The organism is Saccharomonospora piscinae (genome assembly GCF_005862235.1).
Taxonomy (GTDB): Bacteria; Actinomycetota; Actinomycetes; order Mycobacteriales; family Pseudonocardiaceae; genus Saccharomonospora; species Saccharomonospora piscinae.
Genome location: NZ_VCEK01000001.1, coordinates 1 through 13357, shown reverse-complemented (window position 1 = coordinate 13357; position 13357 = coordinate 1). Strand labels below are relative to the sequence as shown.

Annotated in this window: 16 protein-coding genes; 5 read left to right on the top strand and 11 right to left on the bottom strand. The window is 71.8% G+C overall.

Going from position 1 to position 13357, the window contains the following annotated elements; genetic code table 11:
- Nucleotides 1-152: 152 nt before the first annotated feature.
- The 9 genes from yajC to FFT09_RS00035 all read right to left on the bottom strand — a co-directional run bounded on the left by yajC (nucleotide 153) and on the right by FFT09_RS00035 (nucleotide 6256).
- Complete coding sequence (yajC, locus tag FFT09_RS00075) at nucleotides 153-578, bottom strand: preprotein translocase subunit YajC (RefSeq protein ID WP_138381435.1); 426 nt, start codon at nucleotides 576-578, stop codon at nucleotides 153-155.
- Between the two features lie 129 nt (nucleotides 579-707).
- Nucleotides 708-1790: a Holliday junction branch migration DNA helicase RuvB gene (gene ruvB / locus FFT09_RS00070; RefSeq protein WP_081190339.1), complete on the bottom strand. Its 1083-nt coding sequence runs from the start codon at nucleotides 1788-1790 to the stop codon at nucleotides 708-710.
- Nucleotides 1791-1799: 9 nt separating this feature from the next.
- Nucleotides 1800-2396 (bottom strand): Holliday junction branch migration protein RuvA, encoded by a 597-nt coding sequence (ruvA, locus tag FFT09_RS00065; RefSeq protein WP_081190340.1) that lies wholly within the window; start codon nucleotides 2394-2396, stop codon nucleotides 1800-1802.
- Nucleotides 2393-2977: a crossover junction endodeoxyribonuclease RuvC gene (ruvC, locus tag FFT09_RS00060; protein WP_024873645.1), complete on the bottom strand. Its 585-nt coding sequence runs from the start codon at nucleotides 2975-2977 to the stop codon at nucleotides 2393-2395. Before ruvC ends, ruvA begins: the two co-directional genes overlap by 4 nt.
- A 194-nt stretch (nucleotides 2978-3171) precedes the next feature.
- A complete protein-coding gene (locus tag FFT09_RS00055) occupies nucleotides 3172-3711 on the bottom strand; it encodes a DUF4262 domain-containing protein (RefSeq protein WP_024873644.1) in 540 nt (179 codons plus the stop codon).
- A gap of 33 nt (nucleotides 3712-3744) precedes the next feature.
- On the bottom strand, nucleotides 3745-4494 hold the full coding sequence (locus FFT09_RS00050) for a YebC/PmpR family DNA-binding transcriptional regulator (protein ID WP_024873643.1): 750 nt from the start codon (nucleotides 4492-4494) through the stop codon (nucleotides 3745-3747).
- Between the two features lie 24 nt (nucleotides 4495-4518).
- Nucleotides 4519-5139, bottom strand: coding sequence for a pyridoxal 5'-phosphate synthase glutaminase subunit PdxT (gene pdxT / locus FFT09_RS00045; RefSeq protein WP_024873642.1), 621 nt, complete (start codon nucleotides 5137-5139; stop codon nucleotides 4519-4521).
- Between the two features lie 65 nt (nucleotides 5140-5204).
- Complete coding sequence (locus FFT09_RS00040; RefSeq protein WP_024873641.1) at nucleotides 5205-5528, bottom strand: AzlD domain-containing protein; 324 nt, start codon at nucleotides 5526-5528, stop codon at nucleotides 5205-5207.
- A complete protein-coding gene (locus FFT09_RS00035; protein ID WP_081190342.1) occupies nucleotides 5522-6256 on the bottom strand; it encodes an AzlC family ABC transporter permease in 735 nt (244 codons plus the stop codon). The genes FFT09_RS00040 and FFT09_RS00035 overlap by 7 nt, the downstream gene beginning before the upstream one ends.
- A gap of 47 nt (nucleotides 6257-6303) precedes the next feature.
- On the opposite strand from FFT09_RS00035, the gene FFT09_RS00030 reads away from it, so the two are divergent.
- Nucleotides 6304-6906, top strand: coding sequence for a helix-turn-helix domain-containing protein (locus FFT09_RS00030; protein WP_138381434.1), 603 nt, complete (start codon nucleotides 6304-6306; stop codon nucleotides 6904-6906).
- 21 nt (nucleotides 6907-6927) lie between these two features.
- Here the strand turns inward: FFT09_RS00030 and FFT09_RS00025 are convergent, their stop codons facing one another.
- Nucleotides 6928-8454, bottom strand: coding sequence for an MFS transporter (locus FFT09_RS00025; RefSeq protein ID WP_138381433.1), 1527 nt, complete (start codon nucleotides 8452-8454; stop codon nucleotides 6928-6930).
- A 57-nt stretch (nucleotides 8455-8511) separates the two neighbouring features.
- Between FFT09_RS00025 and FFT09_RS00020 the strand changes: the two genes are divergently transcribed.
- The 3 genes from FFT09_RS00020 (at nucleotide 8512) to FFT09_RS22810 (ending at nucleotide 9864) form a co-directional block, all read left to right on the top strand.
- Nucleotides 8512-9168: a TetR/AcrR family transcriptional regulator gene (locus FFT09_RS00020; protein ID WP_138381432.1), complete on the top strand. Its 657-nt coding sequence runs from the start codon at nucleotides 8512-8514 to the stop codon at nucleotides 9166-9168.
- A gap of 82 nt (nucleotides 9169-9250) precedes the next feature.
- Nucleotides 9251-9706: a prevent-host-death protein gene (locus tag FFT09_RS00015; RefSeq protein ID WP_138381431.1), complete on the top strand. Its 456-nt coding sequence runs from the start codon at nucleotides 9251-9253 to the stop codon at nucleotides 9704-9706.
- A 2-nt stretch (nucleotides 9707-9708) separates the two neighbouring features.
- The gene (locus tag FFT09_RS22810) at nucleotides 9709-9864 is read left to right on the top strand and encodes a hypothetical protein (protein ID WP_167305305.1); all 156 of its coding nucleotides are present in this window, start codon (nucleotides 9709-9711) and stop codon (nucleotides 9862-9864) included.
- A gap of 127 nt (nucleotides 9865-9991) precedes the next feature.
- Here FFT09_RS22810 and pdxS read toward each other — a convergent pair whose 3' ends face one another.
- Nucleotides 9992-10906: a pyridoxal 5'-phosphate synthase lyase subunit PdxS gene (gene pdxS, locus FFT09_RS00010; RefSeq protein ID WP_024873635.1), complete on the bottom strand. Its 915-nt coding sequence runs from the start codon at nucleotides 10904-10906 to the stop codon at nucleotides 9992-9994.
- Nucleotides 10907-11114: 208 nt separating this feature from the next.
- Here pdxS and FFT09_RS00005 point away from each other — a divergent pair, with 208 nt between their 5' ends.
- Entirely contained in the window at nucleotides 11115-13229 is a 2115-nt protein-coding gene (locus tag FFT09_RS00005; RefSeq protein WP_138381430.1) for an elongation factor G-like protein EF-G2, read from the top strand.
- The last annotated feature ends 128 nt before the right edge of the window (nucleotides 13230-13357 follow it).

The following is a 13357-nucleotide window of genomic DNA, read 5'->3' as shown; positions in this document are numbered from 1 at the left end:
CTCCTCGATTCGACGGCTTGTCAGTTCGGCGGGCGGTTCACGGACCGCGAGGTCACGAACGCGCCCAGCACCGAGACCCTACTCGGCGCTGGGCGAACGCAAAAGGTGACCCGCACCGGCGTCCGCGACGCCGGTGCTCTCCCGCTTTGGGACTACTTCTTGCCGTGTTCCAGCGGGGCCGCGACCTGGGCACCCGTGGCGTCGTCGGCGGAGGCGGTGGCCTTGGCGGTGGTGTCGTCCTGCGCGGTCTCGACCGGCTCGGCGATGTCCCCGGCCTCGTCGGCGTCGGCCTCGTCGGCCTCGTCGGCCTCCGTCGTCGGGACGATCCGCTCACGCACGCCCTGCCGCAGCCAGGTCGTCACCACACCCTCGGCGATCTCGAGGTCGATGGTGGTGTCGTCGCTCGCGTCCGCGACCGTGGCGTAGAGACCAGACGTGGTCATCACGCGGTCGCCCTCGCTCAGCGCGTTCTGCATCTCCTGCTGCTCGGCCATGAGCCGCTTCTGCTTGCGCGTGCTCAGAATGAGCGGCAGCGCGACGACAAGCATCAACAGCAGCGGCAGGATAAGGCCGTCCATGGTTCTCCATTCGCGCCACACCCCCCCGAGGGCCGTGTGACGTCCGAGTTGTGTCCGGATGTGCTGTTCTCGAGTGTGCCAGGTGCTGTCGAGAAATCGAGCACCGGTGGCGCACACCTCGGCGTTCTCTCAGTCGAACAGGGACGCCGACGTGACGTCAACCCCTCCCGGTTCGGCCGGAGGCCCCAATCCGAGGTGCTCCCACGCCAACCCGGTGGCGACCCGGCCGCGTGGCGTCCGAGCGAGCATACCCGCCCGGACGAGATAGGGCTCACACACCTCCTCGACCGTGCCGGGCTCCTCACCCACCGCGACCGCGAGTGTCGACACGCCCACGGGCCCGCCGCCGAAGGAACGCACGAGCGCGCCGAGCACCGCCCGGTCAAGCCGGTCGAGGCCGAGTTCGTCGACGTCGTAGACCTCCAGCGCCGCACGCACCACGGGCAGCGTCGCCCGGCCGTCGGCGCGCACCTCGGCGTAGTCGCGCACGCGCCGCAGCAGGCGGTTGGCGATGCGGGGGGTGCCCCGGGAGCGCCGCGCGACCTCGGCGCGGCCCTCGGCGTCGAGTGCGATGTCGAGGATGGCGGCCGAGCGGGCCAGGACCTGCTCCAGCTCCCCGGAGCTGTAGAACTCCATCTGGCCGGTGAAACCGAACCGGTCGCGCAGCGGCCCCGTCAGCGCCCCCGACCTCGTCGTGGCACCGACCAGGGTGAACGGCGGAATCTCGAGCGGAATACTCGTCGCGCCGGGGCCCTTGCCGACCACGACGTCGACCCGGAAGTCCTCCATGGCCAGGTACAGCATCTCCTCGGCAGGCCGGGCGATGCGGTGGATCTCGTCGATGAACAGGACGTCGCCCTCGGCGAGGTTCGACAGCATCGCCGCGAGATCGCCCGCCTTCTCCAACGCGGGCCCCGACGTGATGCGGATGGCCCGGTCCAGCTCCGAGGCGACGATCATGGCGAGGCTGGTCTTGCCGAGCCCGGGCGGGCCCGACAACAGGACGTGATCCGGCGGCACGCCGCGCCTGCGTGCGCTTTCCAGCACGAGCTGGAGCTGCTCGCGCACCCGGGGCTGCCCGACGAAGTCCGCGAGGGTGCGGGGCCGCAGCGCCGTCTCGACCTCCCGCTCGCCGTGCTGGGCCACGGCCGACAACGGCGCCTCGTCGGCCGCCGCGGTGGCGGGCGCGTCATCCAGGTCATCGTCGTGCACGGAGCCGCCTCACTTCTTCCTGCCGAGCGTGGCCAGCGCGGCCCGCAGTACCCCGGCGGTGTCCCCCGCGCCGTCGGGTGCGACCCGGTCGACCGCCTGCTCGGCCTGTCTGGCCGCGAAACCGAGCCCCACCAGCGCCTCGACGACGTCGGCGCGCACGGCACCGGCCGCGCCCGCCGGTGCCGACGGCTCGGGCTCACCGCCCAGCGCGGCGACCTTGTCCCTCAGCTCGATGATCAGACGTTCGGCGCCTTTCCGACCGATGCCGGGAACCTGGGTGAGTACCGTGACGTTGCCGTCCGACAGCGCGGCGCACAGCTTCTCCGGTTCCAGCACCGCGAGCGCGGCCAGCGCGAGCCGGGGCCCGATGCCCGAGACCGTCTGGAGCAGTCCGAACAGCTCCCGCGCCTCGGCGCCCGCGAAGCCGAACAGGGTCAGCGCGTCCTCGCGCACCACCAGCGCGGTGTGCAGCTGGGCCTCGGTGCCCCTGCGCAGCGTCGCCAGTGTCGCCGGCGTCGCCTGCACGGCGAAGCCCATGCCGCCGACCTCGATCACCGCATGATCGAGCCCGACGGACAGCACCTCGCCCCGGATCGAGGAAATCACGATGTCGCTCCCGTCTCCCGTTTTCTGCGGGCCGCCGCGGCCAGGCGCGCCCGATGGGTGCGGGCCAGCTCGGCAGCCCTGGCCTCGGCCTCCGCGAGGCGCGCCCGCATCGGTTCCCGCCACAGGTGACAGATCCCCAGTGCGAGCGCGTCGGCGGCGTCGGCCGGACTCGGCTTCCGCGCCAACCGCAGCACCCGCGTCACCATGGTGGTCACCTGGGCCTTGTCCGCGCGGCCCGACCCCGTGATCGCCGCCTTCACCTCGCTGGGGGTGTGGAACGCGACCGGGAGGTCCCGCCGGGCCGCGCACAACGCGACCACTCCACCGGCCTGTGCCGTGCCCATCACCGTCCTGACGTTGTGCTGGCTGAAGACCCGCTCCACCGCGACGACGTCGGGGCGGTGGAAGTCGAGCCACTCTTCCACGGCGTCGGCGATCCGCAGCAGCCGCTGCGAGAGTTCCGCCTCCGCGGGCGTGCGCACCACGTCCACGGCCACGCACGTGACCGACCTCCCGAGGCCCCCGTCGACGACCCCCAGGCCGCACCGGGTCAGCCCGGGGTCCACACCCAGCACGCGCACCGAGGCCGTCCTTTCCCGCGAACACCAGTTCGATGTCGAAGGCTACCGTTCCGCCCCCACCCCGCCGCCCCGGAACACGCCGGAGCGACGGGAAACGCGGACACGACGACGTGAGCTGCGGACACAGCTACGGGAACTGCGGACACGGCTACGCGGGCTGCGGACACGGCCGGCGTCCCGTGTGGACACCGGGCTCAGGGACCGTCGGTGCCCGGCGTCCAGCTCTCCGGCGCGCCGCTGACCGTCAGCACCGGTTGCCATGCCCGGAACCCCTCGGGTGCGTCCGGGGACCAGGGCCAGTGACCGTCGGGCGTCGGCACGATGATCTGGACCGCGGGGAACTCGCCCTCCGGGTAGACGAGGAACGCGCTGCCGAAGAACTCCGGGTAGTGCCCCGTCGCGACCTTCTCGAACGTCACCGGAACACCGTCGAAGAAGTCGTCGTAGCGGCCCCCGTACTCGAACCGCTCCCCCGTGGCCGCACGGTCGACGTAGGCGTCGAGCAACACCGTCGCCCACTCGACCGGGAGCCCGACGACCACCGCCTCCGGGACGCCGTGCATGGCCCAGGCGCACACCGTGAAGGCGTATCCGGCACCGTGGTCGTCGGTGGGCACGGTGATCACCGCGTTGCCGCGTTGCTCGGCCTGCGCGACGATCCACTCCCTGAGTTCCTCGTCCGAGGCGAGTTCGTGGTCGCTGTCGAGGCCGGTCTCCGCAGTCACGGCCGACATTGTGCCGTATCCCCCCGTGCTTCGCCCACCACCTCAGCCGACTTCGGCCAGCACCTCGTCGCTGACGTCGAAATTGGAGTAGACGTTCTGCACGTCGTCGCAGTCCTCGAGCGCGTCGATGAGCCGGAACACCTTGCGGGCGTGGTCGGCGTCGAGCGGCACGGTGACCGACGGCAGGAAGTTGGCGTCCGCCGACTCGTACTCGTAGCCCGCCTCCTGCAACGCGGTGCGCACGGCGACCATGTCACCCGCCTCCGACACGATCTCGAAACTCTCGCCGAGGTCGTTGACCTCCTCGGCGCCCGCGTCGAGCACGGCCAGCAGGACGTCGTCCTCGGACAGGGAGTTCTTCGGCATGAGCACGACGCCCTTGCGGGTGAACAGATAGGACACCGACCCGGCGTCGGCCAGCGACCCGCCGTTGCGTGTCAGAGCCGTGCGCACCTCGGAGGCCGCGCGGTTCTTGTTGTCGGTCAGGCACTCGATCAGCACCGCGACACCACCGGGCGCGTAGCCCTCGTACATGGTGTTCTGCCACTCGGCGCCACCGGCCTCCTCGCCGGCGCCACGCTTGCGTGCCCGCTCGATGTTGTCCTGCGGAACGGAGTTGCGCTTGGCCTTCTGGATGGCGTCGTACAGCGTCGGATTGGCGTCGGGGTCACCCCCGCCCGTCCGCGCGGCGACCTCGATGTTCTTGATGAGCTTCGCGAACAGCTTGCCACGCTTGGCATCGAGGGCGGCCTTCTTGTGCTTGGTGGTGGCCCACTTGGAGTGGCCGCTCATCTCTCCTCCAACTCTCCTGCGCGTTCACGCGACGTCGGACACGGTACGAACGAAAAGCCGATGAATCCGGTCGTCCCCGGTCAGCTCGGGATGGAACGAGGTGGCGAGCACCGTCCCCTGCCGAACGGCCACGATCCTATCGGCAGCCCCACCGGCTGCGGTGTCGTCGCCCACCCTCGCCAGGATCTCGACGCCCTCTCCCACCTTCTCCACCCACGGAGCCCGGATGAACACGGCGTGGACCGCTCCCCCCTCGACGCCCGTGACGTCGAGGTCCGCCTCGAACGAGTCGACCTGCCTGCCGAAGGCGTTGCGCCGGACGACGACGTCGAGCGCGTCGAGCTGGTGCTGGTCGGGCCTGCCGTCGAGCACCTGTCTGGCCAGCAGCACCATCCCGGCGCACGACCCGAAGACCGGGAGCCCGGCCCTGAGGCGGTCGCGCAGCGGGTCGAGCAGGTCGAACGACGCGAGCAGCCGGGACATCGCGGTCGACTCGCCGCCGGGCAGCACCAGTCCGTCGACCTCGGCGAGTTCGGCGGGCCTGCGGACAGGCCGCACCGCGGCGCCCGCGCGGTGCAGCATGGCGGTGTGCTCGCGCACGTCACCCTGGAGTGCGAGCACCCCGATCCGGGGCTGCTGGGACACCGGCGCCACCTCTTCCGACGATCACTGCTGGTCAAGCCTAGTGGTCGCGGGAGGGAGACCACCCGTCAGGGCACACCCAGCAGGCGCAGCCCGGCCGCGGTCGCCGCCGCGGCCAGCACGACCACCACGAAGGGCGCCTTGCGCCACGCGAGGACGCCGCCGACGGCGACGCCGGCGGGCCGGGCCCAGCCCGCGAACTCGGCACCCTCCAGCAGCGCCGACGTCGCCACGAGCGAAGCCAGCAGCACGACGGCCGACACGGCGAAGAGGCGTTCCAGCCTCGGCGAGAGCCGGACGCGGGCACGGAGCAACGGTCCCGCGGCGCGGAACGCGAACGTCCCCGCGCCGAGCACGGCGGTGGCCGCGAGCAGGGAGGCAGGGCTCAGCATGACGTCGAGTCCTCTCGCACGGGGCGCTCCGACGCCGGACTCGCCGGGGCTGGCCGGTCGGCGTCGCGGCGCAGCACGGCCACGATGCCGATCAGCCCGAACAGGACCGGCAGCCCCGCCGGGACGAACGGCGCGGTGGCCAGGGCCACGGCCACGCCCACGAGCACCGCGCGGCGCGTGCCCGCGTCTCGCAACGACGGCAGGACCAGGGCGAGCAGGACGGCGGGGAACGCCGCGTCGAGGCCGAGTGCGGCGGTGTCGGAGACCGCCGCACCGAGGAAGGCGCCCGCGAGTACGCCCAGATTCCACGTGACGAACAGCCCGATGCCGCAGGCCCAGTAGGCGGCTCTGCGACGGGCGGGCTCGCGCTGGGCGAGCGCGAACGCCACGGTCTCGTCGATCATGAGGTGGGTCCCGGCGAGGCGGGTGAGTGTCCTGGTGCCGAGCAGGTCGCTCACGGCGAATCCGAACGGCACGTGCCGGGCGTTGACGAGCAGGCCCGCGACCACGGCCGCCACGGGGTTGCCACCCGAGGCCACGAGACCGACGAACAGGAACTGCGCGGCTCCGGCGAAGACCACCAGAGAGAGCAGCATCGGCAGCCACACCGGCAGGTCGGCACCGACCGTGATCGCCCCGAACGAGAGGCCGACGATCGCGTCGGCGAGACACACCAGCGCGATGTCGCGCGCGAGGTCCCGGTCCAGGGTTCGCCATATCGAACGCACGGCTTCTATACTGAACACACGGGCAGGTGTTCGTCAAGCCGAACGATATGACTTGTGGAGCGAACGACGTGGCGGAAGACACGCAGCACGCGACCGGCGGTGGTGGCGCGCCGCTCGCGGCCATCGCGGCCTCACTGCAGAAGGAACGCGCCAGGGCGGGACTCTCGCTGACCGAGCTGGCCCGCAGAGCCGGCATCGCCAAGTCGACGCTGTCCCAGCTCGAATCGGGGACGGGAAACCCCAGCGTCGAGACCATCTGGGCACTGAGCACCGCGCTGAGCGTTCCGTTCACCCAGCTCGTGCAGCCGCCGAGGCCGTCGGTGCGGCTGGTGCGGGCGGGTGAGGGCCCGCGATTCGCCGCCGAGCGCGCCGACTACGTCGCCACGCTGCTGTCCCCTACCCCGCCCCACGCCCGCAGGGATCTGTACCTCATCCAGGCCGAGCCCGGCCGCCCGAGGGAGTCCGACCCACATCCCCCGGGCACCGTGGAGCACGTCGTGCTGTCGGCGGGCCGCGCCCTGGTGGGGCTGCTCGACGACCCCGTCGAGCTGGGCCCCGGCGACTACATCGCCTATCCCGGCGATGTCGGCCATGTCTTCAAGGCACTGGAGCCCGGCACACTCGCCGTGATGGTGTCCGAACACGGCTGAGCACCCCGAGCCCGCCCCGCATCACTCGGCACGGGCGTCGGCGGTGTCGGCGGTGTCGGTCGTGTCGGGCGTGGCACCGACCGGAGCCACGGTGCGCAGCGCTCGCGGCACGACGGCCGCGAGGACGACACACAGCACCGCGATGCCCACGGCCACCGTGGCGAGAGCCCCGGTGAACGCCTCCCGCGCCGCGGGCAGCAGGGCCGCCGCCGCCGGGCTCGCTCCCGCATCGGCCACCACGTCGGCCAACGTCCCCGCGCCCTCCGACGGGGCGAGCGCGGACCGGTAGAGCACGGCGGAGACGGTGCCGAGTGCGGCCATGCCGAGCGCGATGCCCAGCTCCCCCGCCGTCTCCACCACCGACGACGCACCCCCGGCTCGCGAGGGCGGCGCGGACCCGAGCACCAGGTCGGCACCGAGCGCGCCGACCGGCGCCATCCCGCCGAAGGCCACGGCGAGCGCGACGACCGTCATGGTCAGCGACCCGGTGACGTCGACCGTGGCCAGTCCGGCGAACCCGGCCGCCGCCACGGCCAGCCCGCAGGCCAGCACCGTGCCGGGACGCCACCGCCGCGCCAGCACGGGAGAGAGCAGGGAACCCGCCACCAGTGCCAGCGCGGGAGCGACCAGGACCAGACCCGATTCCCAGGGCGTCAGGCCCCGGACGAGCTGGAGAAACTGGCCCATCAGCAGGTAGGCACCGCCCTGCACGAGCATGACGGCCACCGAGAGCCCGACGACGGCGCGCACGGCGGGCCGTTCGAGCAGGCGAAGGTCCAGCAGCGGTTCGGCCAGCCGCCGCTGCCTGCGCACGAACACCGCGCCCGTGACCAGTCCCGCGAGCAGGGCCACCACGGCGAGCACGCCCGGCTCGGTGGCCAGCTCCTTGAGGCCGTAGACGACCGGGAGGACCGTGGCGAGCGACAGCAGCACGCTGAGGGGGTCGAGCGAGCCGGTCCCGCTGCCCCGCCCCTCCGGCAGCAGGGCGGGCCCGACGAGCAGCAGCAACAGCATCACCGGCACGTTGACGAGAAAGACCGCGCCCCACCAGAAGGACTCCAGCAGCGCGCCCCCGACCAGCGGACCGAGCGCCGCACCCGCCATGAAGCCGCCGATGAACACCCCGACGGCGAGGCCACGCTGCTTCGCGTCGACGAACACGGTGGTGAGCAGGGCCAGTGACGACGGCATCAGCGTGGCCGCCGCGATCCCGAGCGCCATGCGCGCCGCGATGAGCATTTCCGCGCTTCCCGAGTAGGCCGCCACCACGGACGCCACCCCGAACGCCGCGGCACCGGTGAGCAGGACCCGCCGCCTGCCGACCCGATCGCCCAGCGCACCCATCGTGACCAGGAATCCGGCGATGAGGAAGCCGTAGCTGTCCATGATCCACAGCTGCTGGGTCGGACTCGGGCGCAGGTCGGCGCTGAGCTCGGGCAGCGCGAGGACGAGCACGGTGTTGTCGATGGACAGCAGGAGGGCCGGCAGCGTGAGCACGGCCAGCGCCGTCCACTCGCGTGCTCCGGCGGCCGTGGGATTCGGTCGCATGGGCGTTCGCCTTTCAGTTACGATACGACTCGTAACCTAAAGCTAGGATGAGTTTCCATGCAAGCCCCTCAGCGCCACGGCGGCTCGGGCAGACCGCGCGACACCCACCTCGACACGGCACTGCTCAACGCCACCCTCGCCGTCCTTGGCGAGGTCGGCTACAGCCGCCTCACGCTCGAACAGGTGGCCCGGCGCGCCGGAACGACCAAGCCGTCGATCTACCGGCGATGGCCCACCCGGCAGCACCTCGTGCTCGCCGCCCTGGCCCGCCAGCTCGGCGACGTCACGGTGCCGGACACCGGCTGCACCCTGTGCGATCTCGGAGAGGGGCTCAGCGTGTTCGTGGCGGCCTTCGGCCGGATGCCACCCGACGTCCTCGGCTCGCTGCTGGCCGACTGCGCCGGACGTCCCGAACTGCGGGCGGAGCTGCTGAACACCCTGTTCGAGCCGCCCCGCTGCGCCGTCGGGCACATGCTGCGCTCCGCCAGGGACCGCGGCGACCTGCGCGACGACGTCGACCTCGACCTCGCGGTGGACCTGCTCGGCTCACTCGTCCACTACCGGATCCTGTTCGGGCACGCGCCCGTCACGGAACGGGACATCGAGACGGCGGTGGAGACGCTGCTCCAGGGCATCGCCACCGACTACCCCGCCCTGCTCGCCCACGCCCGCGAAGCCGGGGGCGACTCACCGACCCATCCGCTGCACACGTGACGGCCGCCGCCGGGAGGCCGGGGCACCAGCGATTCCGGTGGCCGATGTGGACTTCCGAACGTGTTCGGAACACTACAGATCCATGTCCATCGCAGCAGACCTCCCCGCCTGGACCCGACGCTCCTCGGATCTGAGCAAGCACTCCGCCGAGGTCTTCGCCGAGGCCGAGGAGCACCCTGTGACGGTGACCCGGCGCGACGACGAGTCACTGGTGCTGATGTCGCAGCGCGAGGCCGAGGGCCGGTCTCAGCTGCTAAACTTCGCCGCACAGCTCATCACCGTCACCCTCGACGACAACGGGCCGTTCGCCGAGCGCATGTCCAGGGTCTTCCCCTGGATGCGTGCGCTGTCGCCGGCGGACCGAGAAGCCTGCGCGCAGGACCTGGTGAACGCTGCCCGCGCCTCGTTCTCCACCGACCAGCCCCACCTCGCGATCGCGGAGCTGACGTCCTGGAAGGAGACGGCGACCGCCATCGCTGCCGGGCTCCGCAGCGCCGAGGCAGAGTGGCTCGACGACGAGACCGTGGAGCGTCCGTAGTCGTGGCGGCCGCGAAGAAGGGTGAACTGGTACCCCGACCGGCGAGGAAGAGCGAGTACGAGATCCGCTTCGCCACCGCGCGCATCTGGTTCTACGTCCATGGCCGCACGGTCTTCCTGGAGCAGGTGCACACCAGCAACCCGAACGAGACGAAGTAGACCGCGGTGAGGGCAGCTTTCCTCACTGTGCGACGAGCGGCGTCTCGCAGCCTGGCCACCCCTGTTGTAACCAGGCTGCGAGATCATGCCGCGCGTCACATACGGCGGGATGGGCGACTCGCCTCGTTCACCAGCCGCGTTCGGCCAGGCGGTGCGGCTCCGGCACGTCGTCCACGTTGATGCCCACCATCGCCTCACCCAGCCCGCGCGAGACCTTGGCGATGACGTCGGGGTCGTCGTGGAACGTCGTCGCCTTCACGATGGCCTCGGCGCGCCGGGCGGGGTCACCCGACTTGAAGATGCCCGACCCGACGAACACGCCCTCGGCGCCGAGCTGCATCATCATCGCCGCATCGGCCGGGGTGGCGATCCCACCCGCGGTGAACAGGACCACGGGCAGTGAACCCGTCGCGGCGACCTCCCTGACCAGCTCGTACGGCGCCTGCAACTCCTTGGCCGCGACGTAGAGCTCGTCCTCCGGCAGGGCCGCGAGCCCGCGCAACTGGGCACGGATCTGCCGCATGTGCGTGGTCGCGTTGGACACGTCACCGGTCCCGGCCTCACCCTTCGAGCGGATCATGGCAGCGCCCTCGGTGATGCGGCGCAACGCCTCGCCGAGGTTCGTGGCACCACAGACGAACGGCACCGTGAAGGCCCACTTGTCGATGTGGTTGGCGTAGTCGGCCGGGGTGAGTACCTCGGACTCGTCGACGTAGTCCACACCGAGGGACTGCAGGACCCGCGCCTCCATGAAGTGGCCGATCCGCGCCTTCGCCATGACCGGGATCGACACGGCGGACACGATGCCGTCGATCAGGTCGGGGTCGCTCATCCGCGCCACCCCGCCCTGGGCGCGGATGTCGGCGGGCACCCGCTCCAGCGCCATCACGGCGACCGCCCCGGCGTCCTCGGCGATCTTCGCCTGGTCGGGGGTGACGACATCCATGATCACGCCGCCCTTGAGCATCTCCGCCATCCCGCGCTTGACCCGCGCGGTACCGGTCCGGGGTTCGACAACGTCGCTGGGCTGGGCGTTCGACACGGCAGGGCCTTTCCACGGCACGGTTCTCTCCAACGGGACACCTCCAGCGTAGGCCCGACGTGGACCGCTACCGGTGTCCATTGACCGCGTATTCCGGAAGGCCACTTTCGCCGCCCCTCGGGGCGGACCACGACGCCCGCCTTGCCCCGGGAACCGTTCGGGCGTGTGATGGAGGACACGACGTGTGCGAGAGTCGGAGGTGGCCACGATGGCCGACAGGAACCCGAGAAACTCGGCCGGGGTCGCCGTCGACGATCCCGGCAACGTACGCAACGTCGCACTCGTGGGACCGTCGGGCTCGGGCAAGACCACGCTCACCGAGGCTCTGCTCGTGACCGCCGGTGCCGTGAACCGGCCCGGCTCGGTCGCCGACGGCACCACCGTGTGCGACCACGACCCCGCAGCCGTCCGGCAACAACGCTCGGTCGGCGTGGCCGTGGCTCCCGTGGTCCACGGCGACGTCAAGATCAACCTCGTCGACACTCCCGGCTATGCCGACTTCGTCGGCGAGGTCCGGGCCGGGCTCCGTGCGGCCGACGCCGCGCTGTTCGTCGTCAGCGCAGGGCACGGCATCGACCCCGCCACCGTCTCGCTGTGGGAGGAGTGCGCGGCCGTGAACCTGCCCCGCGCGGTCGTCGTGTCCCGGCTCGACCACGCACGTGCCGACGTCGGTGCGACCGTGGCAGCGTGCCAGGAGGCGTTCGGCAGCGGCGTCCTGCCGCTCTATCTGCCCTCGGCCGGTGATCCGACGGCGCTGCTCGGACTCATCACGCGCACGCGCTACGACTACTCGGCCGGGGCTCCGCCGGCGCGCGGACCGCTGGCGGAGGCGGAGGCCGACCGGGCCGACGACGCCCGCGACACCCTGATCGAGGGGATCATCGCCGAGAGCGAGGACGAGACGCTGCTCGATCGCTACCTCGCGGGCGAGGTGATCACCGAGGACACCCTGATCGCCGATCTGGAGCGGGCCGTGGCCAAAGGCACGTTCCACCCGGTGATCCCGGCGTGCGCGGAGACGGGCCTCGGCACCGCCGAGATCCTCGACGGGATCGCCCGCGCCTTCCCCTCGCCGCTGGAACATCCGCCGCCCGAGGCGACGTCGCCGACGGGAGTCCCCCGTCCCCGCCTGGCCACCGACCCCGACGGCCCGCTCGCGGCGGAGGTCGTCCACACCGCCGTCGACTCCTACGTCGGCCGGGTGTCGCTGGTGCGGGTTTTCTCCGGAACGCTGCGGGCCGAGCGCGCCGTGCATGTCAGCGGGCACGGATTCGCCGAGCGGGGCCACGACGACCACGATGCCGACGAGCGCGTCGCCCACCTGTACTCGCCACTCGGCGCGGCACTGCGGGAGGTGTCGCACTGCGTGGCCGGCGACGTGTGCGCCCTGACCAAACTGACCTCGGCCGAGACGGGCGACACCGTGTCCGCACCGGACGAACCACTGCTCATCCGGCCGTGGGAGATGCCGGAACCCCTCCTGCCGGTGGCGGTCGCCGCGCAGACCCGCAGCGACGAGGACGCCCTCGCCCGCAACCTCGCCCGGCTCGTCGCGGGCGACCCGACCCTGCGGCTCGAACGCAACGCCGACACCCACCAGCTCGTGCTGTGGTGCATGGGTGAGGCGCACGCCGACGTCGTGCTGTCGGCGCTGCGCTCGGGCGGCGCCGACGTGACCACCGAGCCCGTGCGCGTCAGCAGGCGGACGACCTTCGCGGGCCCGGCCACCGGGCACGGGCGGCACGTCAAGCAGTCCGGCGGGCACGGGCAGTACGCCGTGTGCGACGTGTCGGTGGAGCCGCTGGAACGCGGCGCCGGCGTGGAGTTCGCCGACCGGATCGTCGGCGGGGTCGTGCCCCACCAGTTCATCCCCAGTGTCGAGAAGGGGGTCCGGGCACAGCTCGATCACGGCATCGGCTCGGCCGACCCCGTGGTGGACGTCCGGGTCACCCTGATCGACGGCAAGGCACACAGCGTGGACTCTTCCGACGCCGCGTTCGCCACCGCGGGTGCGCTGGCCGTGAAGGACGCCGCCGCCGCGGCGGGGCTGGTGACGCTGGAGCCGCTCGACGAGGTGACCGTCCTGCTGCCCGACTCTTTCCTCGGCGCGGTGCTCGGCGACCTGTCCTCCCGCCGGGGCCGGGTGCTCGGGACCGAATCACGCGAGGGCGGCACCGGCCCCAGCAGCGTCGTGCGCGCGGAGGTGCCCGCGAGCGAGCTGGTGCGCTACGCCGTCGACCTGCGATCGCTCACGTCGGGCACGGCGAGCTTCACGCGACGGCACGCCCGCTACGAACCCGCCCCGCAGAAGACCCGAGCCTGACGTCGAAGCCGTGTCCGCAAGTCAGGGAGCCGTGTCCGCAAGTCAGGGAGTCGTGTCCGCAAGTCAGGGAGTCGTGTCCGCAAGTCAGGGAGTCGTGTCCGCAAGTCAGGGAGTCGTGTCCGCAAGTC

Coding starts and splice junctions, on each gene's coding strand:
- FFT09_RS00015 (WP_138381431.1), top strand. CDS start 9,251: ATGTCCATCGCAGCAGACCTCCCCGCCTGGACCCGACGCTCCTCGGAT.
- FFT09_RS00020 (WP_138381432.1), top strand. CDS start 8,512: ATGCAAGCCCCTCAGCGCCACGGCGGCTCGGGCAGACCGCGCGACACC.
- FFT09_RS00055 (WP_024873644.1), bottom strand. CDS start 3,711: ATGTCGGCCGTGACTGCGGAGACCGGCCTCGACAGCGACCACGAACTC.
- FFT09_RS00030 (WP_138381434.1), top strand. CDS start 6,304: ATGACTTGTGGAGCGAACGACGTGGCGGAAGACACGCAGCACGCGACC.
- FFT09_RS00050 (WP_024873643.1), bottom strand. CDS start 4,494: ATGAGCGGCCACTCCAAGTGGGCCACCACCAAGCACAAGAAGGCCGCC.
- FFT09_RS00005 (WP_138381430.1), top strand. CDS start 11,115: ATGGCCGACAGGAACCCGAGAAACTCGGCCGGGGTCGCCGTCGACGAT.
- FFT09_RS00025 (WP_138381433.1), bottom strand. CDS start 8,454: ATGCGACCGAATCCCACGGCCGCCGGAGCACGCGAGTGGACGGCGCTG.
- FFT09_RS00040 (WP_024873641.1), bottom strand. CDS start 5,528: ATGCTGAGCCCTGCCTCCCTGCTCGCGGCCACCGCCGTGCTCGGCGCG.
- yajC (WP_138381435.1), bottom strand. CDS start 578: ATGGACGGCCTTATCCTGCCGCTGCTGTTGATGCTTGTCGTCGCGCTG.